The organism is Halobaculum saliterrae (genome assembly GCF_009831625.1).
Taxonomy (GTDB): Archaea; Halobacteriota; Halobacteria; order Halobacteriales; family Haloferacaceae; genus Halobaculum; species Halobaculum saliterrae.
The window spans coordinates 227743-243606 of sequence record NZ_WUUS01000002.1 but is presented as its reverse complement, the minus strand read 5'-3'; the positions used below and the strand labels follow the sequence as shown (position 1 = coordinate 243606).

At 61.0% G+C, this 15864-nt stretch carries 15 protein-coding genes; 6 read left to right on the top strand and 9 right to left on the bottom strand.

Annotated features, from left to right (window positions below; genetic code table 11):
• The first annotated feature begins 700 nt into the window (after positions 1–700).
• The 3 genes from GRX01_RS04080 (at position 701) to GRX01_RS04070 (ending at position 2203) form a co-directional block, all read left to right on the top strand.
• Positions 701–1453 (top strand): hypothetical protein, encoded by a 753-nt coding sequence (locus GRX01_RS04080; RefSeq protein ID WP_201289498.1) that lies wholly within the window; start codon positions 701–703, stop codon positions 1451–1453.
• A 2-nt stretch (positions 1454–1455) separates the two neighbouring features.
• The gene (locus GRX01_RS04075; protein WP_159663689.1) at positions 1456–1728 is read left to right on the top strand and encodes a hypothetical protein; all 273 of its coding nucleotides are present in this window, start codon (positions 1456–1458) and stop codon (positions 1726–1728) included.
• Positions 1729–1843: 115 nt separating this feature from the next.
• Complete coding sequence (locus tag GRX01_RS04070; RefSeq protein WP_159663687.1) at positions 1844–2203, top strand: MarR family transcriptional regulator; 360 nt, start codon at positions 1844–1846, stop codon at positions 2201–2203.
• Positions 2204–2272: 69 nt separating this feature from the next.
• On the opposite strand, the gene GRX01_RS04065 is transcribed toward GRX01_RS04070, so the two are convergent.
• Together GRX01_RS04065 and GRX01_RS04060 are read right to left on the bottom strand one after the other, a co-directional pair.
• The gene (locus GRX01_RS04065; RefSeq protein ID WP_159663685.1) at positions 2273–2767 is read right to left on the bottom strand and encodes a DUF3368 domain-containing protein; all 495 of its coding nucleotides are present in this window, start codon (positions 2765–2767) and stop codon (positions 2273–2275) included.
• The gene (locus GRX01_RS04060) at positions 2757–3002 is read right to left on the bottom strand and encodes a UPF0175 family protein (RefSeq protein WP_159663683.1); all 246 of its coding nucleotides are present in this window, start codon (positions 3000–3002) and stop codon (positions 2757–2759) included. The genes GRX01_RS04065 and GRX01_RS04060 overlap by 11 nt, the downstream gene beginning before the upstream one ends.
• Positions 3003–3406: 404 nt before the next feature.
• Here GRX01_RS04060 and GRX01_RS04055 point away from each other — a divergent pair, with 404 nt between their 5' ends.
• On the top strand, positions 3407–5614 hold the full coding sequence (locus GRX01_RS04055; protein WP_159663681.1) for a type B DNA-directed DNA polymerase: 2208 nt from the start codon (positions 3407–3409) through the stop codon (positions 5612–5614).
• 576 nt (positions 5615–6190) lie between these two features.
• Here the strand turns inward: GRX01_RS04055 and GRX01_RS04050 are convergent.
• The 7 genes from GRX01_RS04050 to GRX01_RS04020 form a co-directional block, all read right to left on the bottom strand.
• The gene (locus GRX01_RS04050; protein WP_159663679.1) at positions 6191–6508 is read right to left on the bottom strand and encodes an antibiotic biosynthesis monooxygenase family protein; all 318 of its coding nucleotides are present in this window, start codon (positions 6506–6508) and stop codon (positions 6191–6193) included.
• 177 nt (positions 6509–6685) lie between these two features.
• The gene (locus GRX01_RS04045; RefSeq protein WP_159664045.1) at positions 6686–7996 is read right to left on the bottom strand and encodes an OFA family MFS transporter; all 1311 of its coding nucleotides are present in this window, start codon (positions 7994–7996) and stop codon (positions 6686–6688) included.
• Positions 7980–9098: an ABC transporter ATP-binding protein gene (locus GRX01_RS04040; protein WP_321167899.1), complete on the bottom strand. Its 1119-nt coding sequence runs from the start codon at positions 9096–9098 to the stop codon at positions 7980–7982. Before GRX01_RS04040 ends, GRX01_RS04045 begins: the two co-directional genes overlap by 17 nt.
• Positions 9095–10228: an ABC transporter ATP-binding protein gene (locus GRX01_RS04035; protein ID WP_233740854.1), complete on the bottom strand. Its 1134-nt coding sequence runs from the start codon at positions 10226–10228 to the stop codon at positions 9095–9097. The genes GRX01_RS04040 and GRX01_RS04035 overlap by 4 nt, the downstream gene beginning before the upstream one ends.
• 88 nt (positions 10229–10316) lie before the next feature.
• Positions 10317–11237, bottom strand: a complete 921-nt coding sequence (locus GRX01_RS04030; protein ID WP_159663675.1) for an ABC transporter permease — start codon at positions 11235–11237, stop codon at positions 10317–10319.
• Complete coding sequence (locus tag GRX01_RS04025; RefSeq protein ID WP_159663673.1) at positions 11237–12190, bottom strand: ABC transporter permease; 954 nt, start codon at positions 12188–12190, stop codon at positions 11237–11239. Before GRX01_RS04025 ends, GRX01_RS04030 begins: the two co-directional genes overlap by 1 nt.
• A gap of 63 nt (positions 12191–12253) precedes the next feature.
• On the bottom strand, positions 12254–14002 hold the full coding sequence (locus tag GRX01_RS04020) for an ABC transporter substrate-binding protein (RefSeq protein WP_159663671.1): 1749 nt from the start codon (positions 14000–14002) through the stop codon (positions 12254–12256).
• Positions 14003–14123: 121 nt separating this feature from the next.
• Here GRX01_RS04020 and GRX01_RS04015 point away from each other — a divergent pair, with 121 nt between their 5' ends.
• Together GRX01_RS04015 and GRX01_RS04010 are read left to right on the top strand one after the other, a co-directional pair.
• Entirely contained in the window at positions 14124–14882 is a 759-nt protein-coding gene (locus tag GRX01_RS04015; protein WP_159663669.1) for a helix-turn-helix domain-containing protein, read from the top strand.
• Between the two features lie 444 nt (positions 14883–15326).
• Positions 15327–15836 (top strand): hypothetical protein, encoded by a 510-nt coding sequence (locus GRX01_RS04010; RefSeq protein WP_159663667.1) that lies wholly within the window; start codon positions 15327–15329, stop codon positions 15834–15836.
• The last annotated feature ends 28 nt before the right edge of the window (positions 15837–15864 follow it).

Here is a 15864-nt window from a genome sequence, read left to right as displayed (position 1 = left end):
AACACCGACCTACCACATACTTGATACAGGAACACGACCGCGACAGCGACCGCTGAGTCGATCGTGGTGCCCCAGCCTGAGCCGGGAGTCGGCACGGTCGACCCGCCGCGCCTCGCTGCGCGCCTCGGCTCACGAAGTTCGCCTTCTGTGCTTGCGTCGGCGGGGCGGGTCGACCGCACCTCCCCCGGCTTCGAACCGTGACTGCGACCGCGCCGCATTCGGTTCCCCCGCCGTTGCTTGCAGTGGATCATGCTCGCTGCATAGTCCACTGCAACGTAGTCATCTCACCGTTAGCCCTTGCGGTCCTATGGCAGTGCCACTGGCTGGGAGCCACCCATAGCGTGGCCAGAATGTCAGCGAGCCGGTTCCAGGTACACGCGCGTTTTCGGACACGACGGTATTGTAGGAGAGGAGGGGATCGACTCGACGATCACACCCCTCGGCTGAGGATCGAATCTGGTGTCTCACTACATCGTAGTTGCTCCACGCCTCGCGACGGGTCCAGTACGGCTGCCTTGATGCCCTTCACTTCCGGTCGCAACTGACGACACCAGGAATAACCGCCCTTACAAGTGGAACCGCAGTTACCGGCCGCAAGCAGCCCTCCAAGCCGCGTTTCGGACTCAATGGGCTGTTCATTTTCACTTCCACTCCACACGCATGGCTGAGCCCCTTATGCGTGCTCTCCGTCCGATCTGATATGCATCGCGACCAGCCGCACGGTGGTGTCGAACTGCCCACCCTCGAGTCGGGCGTGACGCTGCTGGAGATCGACGCCGACCTCGGCGCCGAACCGTTGTGCGCGCTCGTCCTCGACCAGCTCCTGACTTCGGGGGACCACGCCTTCTGGGTCGACGCCGGTGGGCACGTGCAGACCTCTACACTCGCGACACTTGCTCCGCATCCCCAGTTCTTGGAGCGAATCACCGTCGCTCGTGGGTTCACGGCGTATCAGCATGCGTCACTGCTCGATCGCCTCCCGCGGATCGTGTCGAACGCGGCTCTCGAGCGTACCGACCCGGCGCTCGTGGTCGTTCCCGCGATGGACCTGCTCTACCGTGAGGACGATATCGCCCGTGAACACGCCCAGGAGTTGCTGGTCCAGCGGCTGGCGACGCTCGCCGGGCTCGCTCGCGAGCGTGACTTGCCTATCGTGCTCACTCGCACTCGCGACGACGAGCTGTCGGCGCCGCTCGAGGCTGCCGCTGGGGAGACGCTCACTTGCCAGTCAACGCCGTTCGGCCCACGGTTCACCAGCGACGATACCGAGTCCGACGCGGAGACGCTGGTGTATCGCACCGGCGACGGATGGCTGCAGACGACGCTCGCGTTCTGGCGGGAAATTCTCCAGCACCGCGCTCGCGCCGTCGACGCGCCGGTCGATACCGCTGGTGAGACGCCGAGCGCATCGTCGACGTCGACGACGTCGCCGGTCACCCCCGAGAGGTGGTGACCATGGGACGCACGAACCCGACGTTCCGCGATGTGCTCTCGCGGATGGAAGACGAGTGGGGCGACTTCCGGCGAGCGCTGCGCCGGAGGCACCAGCCGCTGTTTGATCGACTGTTCACCTACGCTCACGAGCACGCCGACGCCGCGAGTCATCTGAATCACCCCGATCGCCTTGCGCCGGTACTGGTGAGCATCGACCTCGAGCAAGAGGACCGCATCGACGAACTCGAAGATCGGATCGAGGTACTGGAGTCGCGGCTTGCGGACGACGACTAGTTCCAACAAAGCCTCCACCAATCTCTCTGCGGCCGTGGATACCAACGAAGCCGACGCAATGCCAACATACCAAACAGTCCAAACACCTATTTCACAACACTACCAACAGCAACGCATGTCGAGTGGCACCATCGACATCGATGAGTTTGAGGACGCCGATCCCGACGAATTCGATGAGCGGACCGACACAGCGCGCATCGTGCTATTCCTCGATGAGAACGACGACCGTGCGTGGAAGGCGGCGACAATCGCAGCAGAACTTGAACTGGATGCCGACGCCGTCAGTGCGATTCTCTCACGACTCAAAGAACGCGGGCTCGTCCGACACAAGCGTCCGTACTGGGCGATAACTGACGATGAGGAGCAACTGCAGGCCGCCTATCGGTTGCACCAGCACCACGAGACTGCAGCCGAGCAGTATGGCGAGGAGCACCTTGAGAACCTCCAGACCGACGATATTGAGCAGGTGCAGTAACAGCGTTCGATGACCTCGAACGCGGCGACAGCAATTGGACCAAGAGATCGACGCCTTGTATCGGTCGAGTCACTCCCCTTCGACAGCCGCCAACGCCTGCTCACGGAGATCACTAGAGATCCAAAAGCCAGCTTCTTGGAGCGCGTCAAGTTCGGTTTCGAGGTCGATAGCCCCGTTTTTCGCAGCACGAAGCAAGATCCCGATAGCTCCGGTTACAGAAAGCTCGTGGCGCCGAGCCACCTCACGGCCATCAGCTTCATCGATCAACACCAAGTCCGCATCAGTTTCAACTGCGTGGCAGATCGCAGCTGTTTCTCCGCGGTCCAGTTCATTTGCCAATTCGGTGAACAGGGGCGTCTGTTCGACACTAACCAGCGTGAACAGATCTCCTTTTCGGGCAGTTCGGAGTGACTCAGTTCCAGCCTCACCTGCTGTGAGTTCATCCCAGACCTGCTCTGGGACAAGTAGTGAGGGAAATTGTGTTTCAAGCAGTTCGAGCTGATCGATGAGCGCGAGATTGAGAAGCGGGGAGGTATCGGCGACGACGACCTGTTCAGTCGGCATATTCGAGATCTTCTGCGAGCTCCTCCTCACCGTAATGTCGTGGGATTTGCCGTTCACCGAGGAGTTGCTGGAACTCATGATGTGTCATGTCGGCGAGTGCGCGGGCCTTTCCGAACGAGAGCATGTCCTGCAAATACAACGACACAGCGAGTTCCCGCTTCAGGCGCTCAGATCGTTCTTGTTTCGGCAACTGCAGCGAATCATACACATCGTCGTCGATTTCGATGGAAACCATACACTACGATTGGACAACTCAGGGCTTGAGTGTTCGGGAGGGATGCTACACCCTTCGCAATGGGCGTGACATCGATGTAACGGAGAACATCTCTGGAAAGGTCTCTGTGGAGTTCACTTCCACCCGTCACTGGCACGGCACTACTTAATTGCCTGTTAGTCGGAGTATGCCGAGATAGAGTCTGTTGGACCTGTACATGCGACAATCCGAGACAATTCGGTCCGATGGACCACTTCCACCCTACACGGACGGCTGAGGCATATCCCCAGCCGCATCATGTCTGGACTCGTGACCACCGACACGAGATCACGCACGGATGTGCTTGTGGGTCATGAGCGATGGACCACTTGGACCGACAGTACTGCTACGGTCGCCGAGACGCCGGTCGAGCGTGAGCGATAGCGATGGTGCTCGCGATCGACTACGATGGCACCACGGTCGTCGAGTGGGGCCTCACGGCCTCGGGTGTCGAACGCACCCGCGTCGACGACTACCGACCCACGATGTACGTCGGGGCGCCTGTCACGGAGTTGTACGGCGAGCACGGCGGGCAGACGCCGCGAGTGCAGTTGCCGGCGCGTGGAGCGCTCACTGAGGAGCTTCAGGAGTTGCGCTCGTTCCTCAGGGGGCAGGCAGCCGTCAAGTCGCTCTCAGTGGACGTGTGGCGCCAGACGTTCCGCGCTGATGCCCGACCGGTCCTCCGTATCGAGTGTCGTGAGATCGACGACCTCCGCTCGGTCGCGCGGCGGGTCCAGCAGTTCGGTGCCGCGGACGCCTACACCTGCTACAACGTCGATGTGACGCGGCAGTTCCGCTACACGCTTGAAACCGGGACGGATCCAGCGCCCGATACGGATGTGCGGGCACTTCGAACGCTTGAGGTGGGGTTTCCGGCCCACGAGTCCGGGGTGGAGGCGCTGTCTCAGCTCACCGTCGACGGCGAGTCGGTGGGATCGACGCCGCGTGAAGTGGTTGCGGCCGTCGCGGAGCGCGTCGCGAGCGTCGACCCAGACGTGCTGATCGTCGATACCGCCGAGGTCGTCCCGCTGTTGTTCGAGGCAGCGAAAGAGTACGGTCTGCGGCCGTTCGAGCTTGGGCGAGAGTCGGGCTATACACAGTTGGCGTCGGCCTCGACGTACACGAGCTACGGGAACGTCGGTCACTCGCCGGCGCGGTATTCAGTGCCGGGGAGAGTGCTGCTCGATCGGTCGAACTCGTTCTTTGTGCACGAGGCAGGTCTCGAGGGCTGTCTCGATCTCGTTGAGCGGGCTGGACTGCCGTTGCAGGAGCTCGGGTGGGCGTCGATCGGGCGGGTGTTGACGGCGATGCAGATCCGGGAGGCACGGGCTCGCGGCGTGTTGGTGCCGTGGCAGGCATGGCGCCCAGAGTTCTTCCGCTCGGCGGCGACGCTCGATACCGCCGACCGGGGCGGGACGACGCTCGCGCCCGAAGTGGGGGTGCATGAGGACGTCCACGAACTCGATTTCTCGTCGCTGTATCCGAACATCATTCGGGAGTATAACATCTCACCAGAGACGGTGCGGTGTGGGTGTTGTGACAACGACGCGGTTCCGAACGTGGGGTATAGTATCTGTGAGCGGGATGGGTACCTCCCCGCTGTGTTAGGACCGCTTATTGATGGGCGGGACGCGATTAAGCAGCGGATTCGTGAGTCGGATGATCCAGAGGAGATCGCAGCGTTGGAGTCGCGCTCGGCGGCGATCAAGTGGATTTTGGTGTCCTGTTTCGGGTATCAGGGCTTCTCCAACGCGAAGTACGGCCGCATCGAGTGCCACGAGGCAATCAACGCGTTTGCCCGGGAGATTCTGCTGGATGCGAAGGAAGCGCTTGAGGCCGGCGGGTGGCGCGTGCTGCACGGGATTGTCGATTCGATCTGGGTGGCACCCGCGCCGGATGTGGACGAAAAAGAGCGGCGAGAATTGGATGTGATTGCTCAGGAAGTGAGCTCAGAGGTGGGTATCGAGTTGGAGTACGAGGGCGCCTTCGAGTGGGTCGCGTTCTGTCCACGGCGTGGTGGTGATGGGGGTGCGCTGACGCGGTACTTCGGGCGGCGTCGTGGAGTGGAGTTGCCTGACGAGGGTGTGGGTGAGGCGGTGAAGACGCGCGGGATCGAATGCCGTCAGAACGACACCCCGGCGTGGATCGCGCGGTTGCAGGCGGCGTTGATCCGGACGTTGGACCGAACCCACGATGTGGAGGCCGTCGTCGGGGAGTTACGGCGGTGGCTCAGTCGGTTGGAGGAGGGTGAGGTGGACCCAAGCGAGTTGCTCGTGACGCAACGGGTGTCGAAACGCGCCGAACAGTATCGATACGAGACGGTGACCGTGGCGGCGCTGAAGCGCGCGAAGTGGAAAGACTGCGCACTCGAGCCCGGGCAACGAGTGGAGTACCTTGTGGTAGACGATGCGGCGACTGGGTTGGGGCGAGTTCGGTTGGGGTATGAATCGTTAGGACGGTACGATGTCGAGTGGTATCGTCAGGAGGCGATACGGGCTGCCGAGAGTGTGGTCTCGCCGCTCGGGTGGGATCGCGAACAGATTCAGCGGGTGGTCTCAGGGGTTGTGGAGCCATCGCTGGGAGAGTATGGGTAGTGAGACAGAGTCTATTATCAGTGTCCGCACGACGAGGATTCAGAGACGTGCAAGTACGCACTACGAGCGCGTAAGTAAGTGCCCGTCCTCGGGTCGCCGCATAATATCCGGAAGAGTCGGGTGACGATGTAGCGGGACGACTGGGTGCAACGAGGTGTTGTGTTGGACCATCTCGTTGCGTCTGCGATTGTTCTGGACGAACATCGGATGTCTCTGCGTGAGAAAACAGCTCGTCGATGGAGGCGGATTCAGTGACGAGTCGAATTGCAGCTGGAACACCTGCGTGCGATTAGGCTGGGGTGGCGGCAGGGGCATCATCTAGATCCCTCGCCGATCAACAGGGTCAGCGCCTTCCCCTGCTGGTTTAAGCCCACGAGGGTTCGTCTGAAACCACCTGCAGACCGCCATCAGAGGCTCACCCCGAAGCTTCAACCGCACAGGGGTTCGAGTGTAGGTGGTTTTGGCGGATCTCGTTTAGGAGAGATTCACAGAGCCAACTGGAGTTATCCTGCGGTGTTGCCTCAATGACGCCCCGGGTAGCTCAGTTTCAGGGAGGTGGCGGTGGATTGTCTCTTTCTAGTAGTCTACCTGCTCTCGCACCTCGTAGTGGTGAGCCTGCTCGTCGAATTTCGCGAGTACTTCACGCGCCTCTTCGGGAACGTGAGCATTCTCATAATCTTCGCCTGCGAATTGCTTCACTGATTCAATCGATCTGAACCGCATGATCGTGACGAATTCAACTTCTTGTTGGTCCGAACGACGCAACAATCGAAACCCACGATACCCATCAATATTTTTGTCAGCAAAGCTGGGAATGATCTCTTCTCTCAGAAGCCGCTCATACTCATCCGCGTTCTTCGGGGTCGTCCATCCGTGCCAAATGCGTTCGATCATTGGAATCCCCGTCGTTATTCGATCCACTTCTGTCGGGTAAATATAGGTGTCATGAGAACCGCTTCAATTTGTAGCGGACCATCCAATGCACAGACGCCATTCCAATACCTCCGGACATTTGCATGCTGTACACGGATGACTCTCATGAGTCGTCATGGGAGGACCTGTTGCGGATAATCAGTCTTCACCGGCGGGTGTGACCGCCTCGGAGTGTGACACAGTCGACCGCGTCGGCGCCCGCAACAGGAGGGCGCTCAGGCCTGCGCTTACGGCCAACAGTGCGCCAATGGCGAACGCGACTGTCCAAGACGTGACCGTCACCACCCAGCCGGCGACGGCACCGCCAAAGATCCCGCCCCACATTTTTCCCGAGTATAACAGCGCGTAGTTGGAGGATGAGTGTCGTTCCCCGTAGTACTCGCCGACCAGACTCGGGAACAGCGTGTACTGCGGACTCCAAAAGAAGACCGATAGTACGACGCTTGCGATGAATACGAGCGTCGACCCGACCCTAGCACCAATCACCAGACCGCCGACACCGACGCCACAGAGAATAAACGAGACAGCCATAATGTGGCGACGGTCGAATCGGTCCGAAAGGTCCCCCATTACCAGTCGTCCGACGCCGGCGGCGATCGGGAGGATCGTCGCTGAGAGTGTCGCCGTGTTCGCAGTCATCGACATCGCCTGTGCGAAGGAGATGACCTTCGCAGTCACCATCAGCCCAGCCCCACTGACCGCGACAAACATGGCGTACATCAGCCAGAACTGCCATGTTCGGATTGTCTCCCCCCACGTATACTGCGTGAGGTGCACGTCGGCGTCTGTTGAGGACGTAGTAGTCTCCTCGGTTGTCGAGTCGCGCCAGTCGGCGGGTGGATCCCGCAACACGACCGCGGCCGACAGAACAACGACGAATATCACCACCCCCATGACTCGCAGGACTGTCCCATACGCGTCGACGGCAGCGTTCGCTCGCACGAACGGGACGAACAGCGCCGCCCCGCCGGCAAACGCCATCGTCCCGACACCGGTCGTCAACCCTCGCCGGTCTGGGAACCACTTCAGCGCCGTGTTCACAGCGACTGTATACACGATCCCGACTCCGATGGCTCCTAGCGAGTACAGCACGTAGAGGTGCCAAACCTCACTCGCGTACGTGATCCCGACGTAGCCTCCGCCAGCCAGAATAGCTGCGATGGCGGTCAAGAGCCGAGGTCCGTGTCGGTCTCGCCACCAGCCGACCGGGAATTGGGAGCCAGATTGGAAGATGACGAACAGCGTGAACACCAGCCCCAGCGTCGGGAGGGGAATACCGAGGTCAGCCGCGAGCGGGCCCTCGATCGACGACCAGACGTACTGATACGGGCTGACAACGCCCATGGCCCCGGCAGCGGCGATTACGAGCCACCATCGCGAGAAGCCTAACTGTTCGTGGGCGACACGTCCCGGGTCGTCCGCGGCGTCGTCCTCACCAGTCACCGACATCGCCATCGTATGGGCTTTGAGCACGCTGGTCGGCTTCGTCTCGTTCGACCCAGTGACACGCCGACCGATGGGTGGCTGTGTCCGCCGCAGGGTCGTCAGCGACTGGTTGAAGTTGAGGCTCGGTGGCCTCGCACTCCTCGTCGATGTACTCAGGACACCGCGTGTGGAACGGGCAGCCGGACGGCGGATCGATCGGACTTGGCGGGTTTCCATCGAGATACACCGTACGGCGCCCCATATCGCCGCTTACGCTCGGAATCGCGGCCAGGAGCGAGCGGGTGTAGGGGTGAGCCGGAGAATTGAAGATATCCGTAGTCCGACCCTCCTCAACGATTTTACCGAGGTACATCACAGCAATCCGGTCGCTGACGTGGCGGACTACCGAGAGATCGTGCGCGATGAACACGTACGAGAGGCCGTATTCCTGTTGGAGACGTTTCATCAAGTTGATGATCTGCGCTTGGACGCTGACGTCCAGGGCGCTAACGGGCTCGTCAGCGATGATGAGCTTTGGCTCGACCGCCAGCGCCCGTGCGATGCCGACGCGTTGGCGTTGTCCACCCGAGAGCTCGTGGGGGTACCGACCCCGAAGGTCGGGCGACAGTCCGACTTCTTCGAACAGTTCCATTACACGCTCGTCTTTCTGTGTGTCCGTTGCGATGTCGTGTACGGACAGTGGCTTGCCGACGATCTCGCCGACGGTCTTGCGGGGGTTGAGCGACGACAGCGGATCCTGAAAGATCACTTGGATGTCGGTGCGTAGCTCTTTCAGGCGCTTCCCATCCACAGCCGAGATATCTTCGCCGTCGAAATGGATCGTCCCCGCCGTTGGTTCGTACAGTCGAGACAGCGTCCGCCCGAGCGTCGACTTACCACAGCCCGACTCGCCGACGACACCCAGTGTCTCACGCTCCCCAAGAGAGAGGTCGACACCGTCCACGGCATGGACCCACTCCTCGTCGCCGAACAGTCGATCGAGGATCCCTTGTTCGACCGGGAAATGCTTCTTTAGGCCCATAGCCTGAAGCATCGGTTCCTCAGCCGGGTCGGTCGCTCCCTCTGGCGTTGCATCCTCGGTCGGCGGCGCCGAATGACTGCTCACGCGTACTCACTCCCGAAGTCGGGACGGTACGGCACGCCGTCGGCGGCTGCCGCGTACTCCTCGATGTGTTGTTTTGCCTTCATTTCGTCGACATGGTCGATCTCGTCGCCGTCCCGGGAGACGGCGTCATTATAAAGATGACACCACGTTCGATGACCGGACTTGCCGGCCGGATAGCCAACAAGCGGCTCGCCACACAGCGAGAACGCAGCCCCACAACGGTCGCTGAATGGACACCCGGACGGCTTTGCCGTCGGGTCCGGCACGTTGCCCTCGATGGCATCGAGCCATTCCCGGTCGTCGTCGGTCCTCGGAATCGAGTTGATCAGCCCCCGCGTGTAGGGATGGCGGGGGTCATCGAACAGGGTGCCCGCGTCGGCCGTTTCCATCAACTCGCCAGCATACATGACCGCGACGCGGTCGCAGGTCTCGCGCACGACAGCCAAGTCGTGCGTGATCAGCATGATCGAAACGCCGAACTCGTCGCGCAGGTCCAGCAGTTCATTGAGGATCTGGGCCTCGATGGTCACGTCAAGAGCCGTCGTCGGCTCGTCGGCGATGATCAAGTCTGGGTCACCGGCTAGCGCCTGCGCGATCATGACCCGCTGTTTCATGCCGCCGGACAGTTGGTGTGGGTACTCATGTGCCCGGTCGCCCGGATCCGGAATTCCGACTGTTTCCAGGAGCTCAACGGCCCGCTCCCAAGACGCACTCGACTCGCTGGTTCCCGTCACGTACTTGCGGCGTAGTTCCGCGAACAGCGACCTCGACTCGCCGATATCGTTGTGATGGCGAACCACCTCGGCGATCTGCTCGCCGACGGTCATCACCGGGTTCAGCGATGACATCGGGTCTTGGAAGATCATCGAGATATCGTTGCCCCGGATCGCACGGAGCCCCCGCTCGTCTTTCGCCAGCAGGTCCTCATCGCGGAAACTGACACGGTCGGCCTCCACGCGTGCTCCGTCAGCCAACCCAAGTAGCGACAGGGCGGTGACCGACTTGCCGGAGCCGGACTCGCCAACCACGCCGAACACCTCGCCTTCCTCGATCGCGAAGGAGACGCCGTCGACAGCCGGCACCTCGCCCCGGTCGGTCGAGAAGGTGGTGTGGAGGTCTTCAACTACCAACAGCGGGTCGTCACCTCCGTCCGTTGGTGAGGCTGTCGCGTTCGATTCCTGTTGTGCGTTCGCGTTCGGCGGTAAACTGGAGCTCATATCACGTCTCACCTGTTTCCTTGACGTCGAATGCGTCGCGTAACGCGTCTCCGAAGAGGTTGATTCCCAGCACCGTCACCATGATCGCAATGCCGGGGACGATCGATATCCACCACGCCTGCGTGATGAACCCGCGTCCCTGGCCCAGCAGCGCTCCCCAAGTCGGCGTGGTCGGCTTCACGCCCAACCCGAGGAACGAGAGCGTACTCTCGGCGAGGATGGCGCGGGCTGTGAACACCGTGAACTGGACGATAAGCGGTGCAACCGTGTTGGGGAACACCTCCTCGAAAATGATCTCTCTATCGCCGAGCCCCACGCTCTTGGCGGCCATTGTATACTCCTCCTCGCGAATCGACAGCACTTCCCCGCGGGCGAGCCTCGCGAAGTCGTCGATGTACGCGAAGCCGACTGCGACCATGACGTTCCAGAAGCCTTGTCCGAAGATCGCCACCAGCATGATGGCGATGAGCAGCCACGGGAACGCCCACATTACGTCGACGGCCCGCATCAGCACGTCGTCGACGTAGCCGCCGTAGTAGCCTGACACCAGCCCGATGAGAATACCGAGCACGGCGCCGAAGGTGACGGCTCCGAGCCCGACTGCCAGCGAGATACGAGCACCGAACATGAGCCGCGCCAATAAGTCGCGGCCGAACGAGTCCGTCCCCAACGGGTGGGCGCTGGTCAGATCTGGCGCCATGAGGACGCCGTACTCCTGTGCCATCGGATCGTAGGGAGCTAACATCGGCGCGAACACGGCGGCCAGTCCAAACAGGAGGACCACTGAGAAGCCGATTTTCGCCCGGAGGTCTCGGCTGAGCGTCTGCCCGAATCGCTCGAGGAGATCCGAGCGGACACCGAACGTCTTCCCTCCACCGCCGGACGCGCCGATGGTCCGCTTGAACAGTTCGGACACCGACATCAGTCGCCACCACCGTACTTGATACGCGGGTTGATCGATGTGTACATGATGTCAACGAAGAGGTTCATGAACACGAAGACGAACGAGATGACGATGACGGCTCCCTGAATCACGGGGAAGTCACGTCGCTCGATCGAGGCGATGAGCAATCGACCCAACCCTTGGATCCCGAAGACGATCTCGACGGCGACGACGCCGCCGAGCAGCACCCCCAAGAGGATGCCCGCGATCGTGACAATGGGGATCAACGCGTTCTGGAGCCCGTGTTTGAACAGGATGAGCCGTCCGTTCAGTCCTTTCGCCCGGGCAGTACGCATGTAGTCCTCGTTGAGGACCTCCATCATGGACGAGCGGGTCATCCGCATCAGGATCCCGCCGTAGGGCAGTCCGACCGCAAGCGCTGGCAACGCAATGTGTTCCAGCCACGGGATGATTCCCTGCCGGAACGACACGTAGCCGAACGCCGGGACGACCCCTAGCTGGTCGGCGAACACCATGAGTAAGACGATCCCGATCCAGAAGCCTGGCATGCTAATCCCGAGGAACGACACGCCCGTCGCGACGTAGTCCTCCCACTGGTACCGTTTGACTGCGCTGGTGATCCCCGCGGGGATCGCGATCAACAATGCGATCACCATTCCCAAGCCAGCGATACTCAACGTCGGCTCGGCAACACCCATGAGCATCTGAAGGACACTCTGGTCGCTGAACACCGACGTTCCCAGATCGCCTTGGAAGATACGACTGACCCACCGAAAGTACTGGACATACAATGGTTCAGTCAAGCCCATATCCTCACGGAGAGCGGCAATAGCTTCTGCGCTGGCGTCCCCGCCCAGCAGTACCCGGGCAGGGTCACCGGGAATAGCCCTGACCGCGAAGAACACGATCGTCGCGACGATGTAGATCACAACCGCCGCGTGGGCGACCCGCTTGGCGACGTAGCGTCGCATGCCCACTACGACCCACCCCCATCGGCCAGCGCCCAACGATCCCCAAACTGTCCCAACGCCATCTTACTGTTCGAGGAACGCCCGGTGGAAGTTGCTCAACCCAGTCTGGTTACCGACATTCTGCAGTGCAGAGACACTGCCCTTCGGCGTTAGCGGGAACGTCGTCATCGCGAACGGTGCGTCCTCCAGGAAGTATTGTTCAGCCTGCCGGATGTGTTCGATCCGTTCGTCTTTGTTCGGCGTCATGAACGACTGCGAGAGCGCCTCGTCGAAGTCCTCGTTGGAGTAGAGGTTCTTTTGCCAGGCACCCAAGGAGCCCTCTTCCGTCGGGGTCCCGAGTTGCTTCCACCACGACATCCAAGGGTCGATGTCGCCGCCGCCCCCGTACATCGCGAACATGTGGTTGTAGAGGTAGATGTTGTCCCAGTAGGAGGATTCCTGCTGGACGTCAAGCTCAGCCTCGATACCCACGTTCGACAGCTGCTCCTGAAGGACGGTCATCACCCGCTCATCCGTAGGCGTCCCGAGGATCCGGCCGCTGAACCGCGGTTCCCCGGTGTAGCCGGCCTCATCGAGCAGCTCGCGTGCCCGCTCAGGGTCGTGCATCTGCGCGTTATCCGGCTGTGCTTCGTAGGCCCATGCGATCGCGGGATTGATCAGGCTGTGGGCCGGTTCGGCGAACCCGAAGTACGCCTTCTCGACCAGTTCTTGGCGATCGATCGCCATCGCGACCGCCTTCCTGACCTTCTTGTTCGTCGTCGGGATCTCTTTGTCCTCCCAGTAGTCCGTCGGCTGGTCGTTGCCGCTTGCGTACGACTGGCGCGTGGCCCACTCTTCGGACCCAGGATCGTTGCACAGCATCGCCATACAGGACCACTCGCCGGAACTCACGCCCGCTACGTCGACGCTGCCACCGCCCCCCTGTGCTTGCCTAGCGTTCTGTGGCGGGAGTTCGTCGGCGTACTGGATCCCGTCGGTTGAGATGGCGCTCCACATCGTCGACGGCTCGGGAATGAGGTTGATCGTCACCTCGTCGAGGTATGGCAGGCTATTGCCCTCCTCGTCTGTCTCCCAGTAGTCATCGAACGCCGTCAGCGTCAGCGACTCACCCGTCGAGCGATCGGTGAGCTCGAACGGGCCCGATCCTACCGGGAAGCGACGGTAGGCTTCGGGGTCCTCTTCGACTGCGGTCTTGTTGACGATGGTGCCCGCACGCCCCGGTCCGCGCGTGAGGAAGGTAATGAACGGCGCGACTGGACTCGAAAGGTTGATGCGAAGAGTTGTCGCGTCAGGCGCCTCAACGCTCTCGATGTCGGAGACCTTCCCGATGTGGGGAGAATCATCCAGCCCCATCAGGCGCTCTATCGACCACTTGACAGCCGAAGCATCGAGGGTGTCGCCGTTGTGGAATGTGACTCCCTCACGGATCGTGAACTCGTAGGTCGTGTCGTCCGGGAGCGTCCAGTCGCTTGCTACGTCGCCGACGATCTCACCGTTGCGATCGATCTTCACGATCCCCGAGAAAATGTTCGAGAAGATCGTGATCTGTTGGTATAAGTCGACGTAGTGAGGGTCGAGTACCTCCACGGCGTCGAACGCCCAGCCGGCCTCGATGGAACCTCCTGTACTCTCAGGGGTGACAGTCGTATTCCCCGAGGTACTCATTTCGTCGCCTCCTTGGCTCGTCGACTGATCGCTTTCCCCGCCAGTACAGCCGGCAAGACCGGCCATGCCTGACGCTCCGATAAGTTTCGTCACCGTCCGGCGGTCGATCTGTGGACCTTCGAGGTCCTCCTTGTCAACACCACGCATGTCAATAATTCACTTACGTTCACTGGGAGTAATGGTTCGGCCAGACATATCTGGATTCGCTAGGATCACAGCGGTGACCGGCCTATGGTGTATGTGTGTTAATGACAAACTATATCCCCGAATGGTTAGAGAAAAGTCATGTCCAACGATGTGGGAGGCAGAACTGGCGATAAGACATCACGGCTGCCCGGTTTCGGACGTTTCCGCCGATCATCCGGCCGTACGGCTCGAAAATGTTTCCCGTGTCAGGGTGTCAGATGGCATCGCCAAGCGACTCCTCGCACTCGAGGGGGATGATGAGGCCATCGACGAGTTCGCGTGCGACTATCGCGACCACGAGGCCGCAGTCGGGCTCGAGCGTGTCTCGGCCGCCGACGCTCGACGAACGTACTTCATCAGCGAGATCGACTATTCGGCCGACAACCCCTCGATTCTTAGCTTGATCGACAGAACCGGCTGTTTTCAGTATTCGACCGTTGTTGTGGAACACGGTATCGAACACTGGATGGTGTACATGCAGCGGAAATGTAAACTCAAGAATCTCGTAGACCTGCTCGAGACCCGGAACAACAACGTCGATTTGGTCAGGAACGTGGACGTAGGTCCGATCACTGAGGAACACGCTATCCAGCATGAGGCGCTTCGGTCGGAGCTTACTAATAAACAGCTGGCTGCGTTCGAGACCGCGCTGAAATTGGGATACTATACTTCGGACGAACACGTAACGGTCGACGACATCGCGTCCCTGTTGGGCGTCCACCGGTCGACAGCCGGAGAGCATATTAAGCGCGCCGAGGAGACGCTGCTCTCGGAGATCGGTGCCTACATCTTCCCCGATATTGCTGATAGAGAGCTTCATCCCGACGTACCGTCACAGTAGTAAGCAAGCGCGGCGTGTCGATCACGTAGCAGGCGTGGCGCCCGGAGTTCTTTCGCTCGGCGGCGATCAAGTGGATCCTCGTGTCGTGTTTCGGCTATCAGGGCTTCTCGAACGCGAAGTACGGGCGCATCGAGTGCCACCAAGCAATCAACGCGTTTGCCCGAGAGATCCTGTTAGATGCGAAAGCTGCACTGGAAGCGGGCGGGTGGCGCGTGCTCCACGGAATCGTCGATTCGATCTGGGTGACGCCCACGCCAGAGGTTGCTGAAACCGACCAACGGGCGCTTGATACGATTGCCCAGGAGGTGAGTGCTGAGTGGGTATCGAGTTGGAGTACGAGGGCGCCTCGAGTGGGTCGCGTTTTGTCCGCGCCACGGTGGGGATGGTGGGGCGCTGACGCGGTACTTCGGCCGTCGACGTGGGGAGTCGTATCCGGATGAGGGTGTGGATGAGGCGGTGAAGGCGCGGGGCATCGAGTGCCGCCAAGACGACACGCCGGCGTGGATCGCGCGGTTGCAGGCGGCGTTGATCCGGACGTTGGACCGGACACATGACGTGGAGGCTGTGGTGGGTGAGTTACGGCAGTGGCTTAGGCGGTTAGAAGACGGTGAGGTTGACCCGTCGGAGTTACTTGTGACGCAACGCGTCTCGAAGCGCGCCGAGCAGTATCGCTACGAGACGGTGACGGTGGCGGCGTTGAAGCGTGCAGAATGGAAGGACTGTGCCCTTGAGCCCGGGCAGCGCGTCGAGTATCTAGTCGTGGATGATGACGCGACGGGCTTGGGACGGGTGCGGCTGGAGTTTGAGTCGTTGCGTCGGTACGATGTCGAGTGGTATCGCCGTGAGGCGATTCGGGCTGCCGAGAGTGTGGTCTCGCCGCTGGGGTGGGATCGCGAGCGGATACAGCGGGCGGTGTCAGGTGTTGTGGAGCCGTCGCTGACCGCATTTGAGTAGCGCCCACGTGAGTGGTGATGACGAAGCA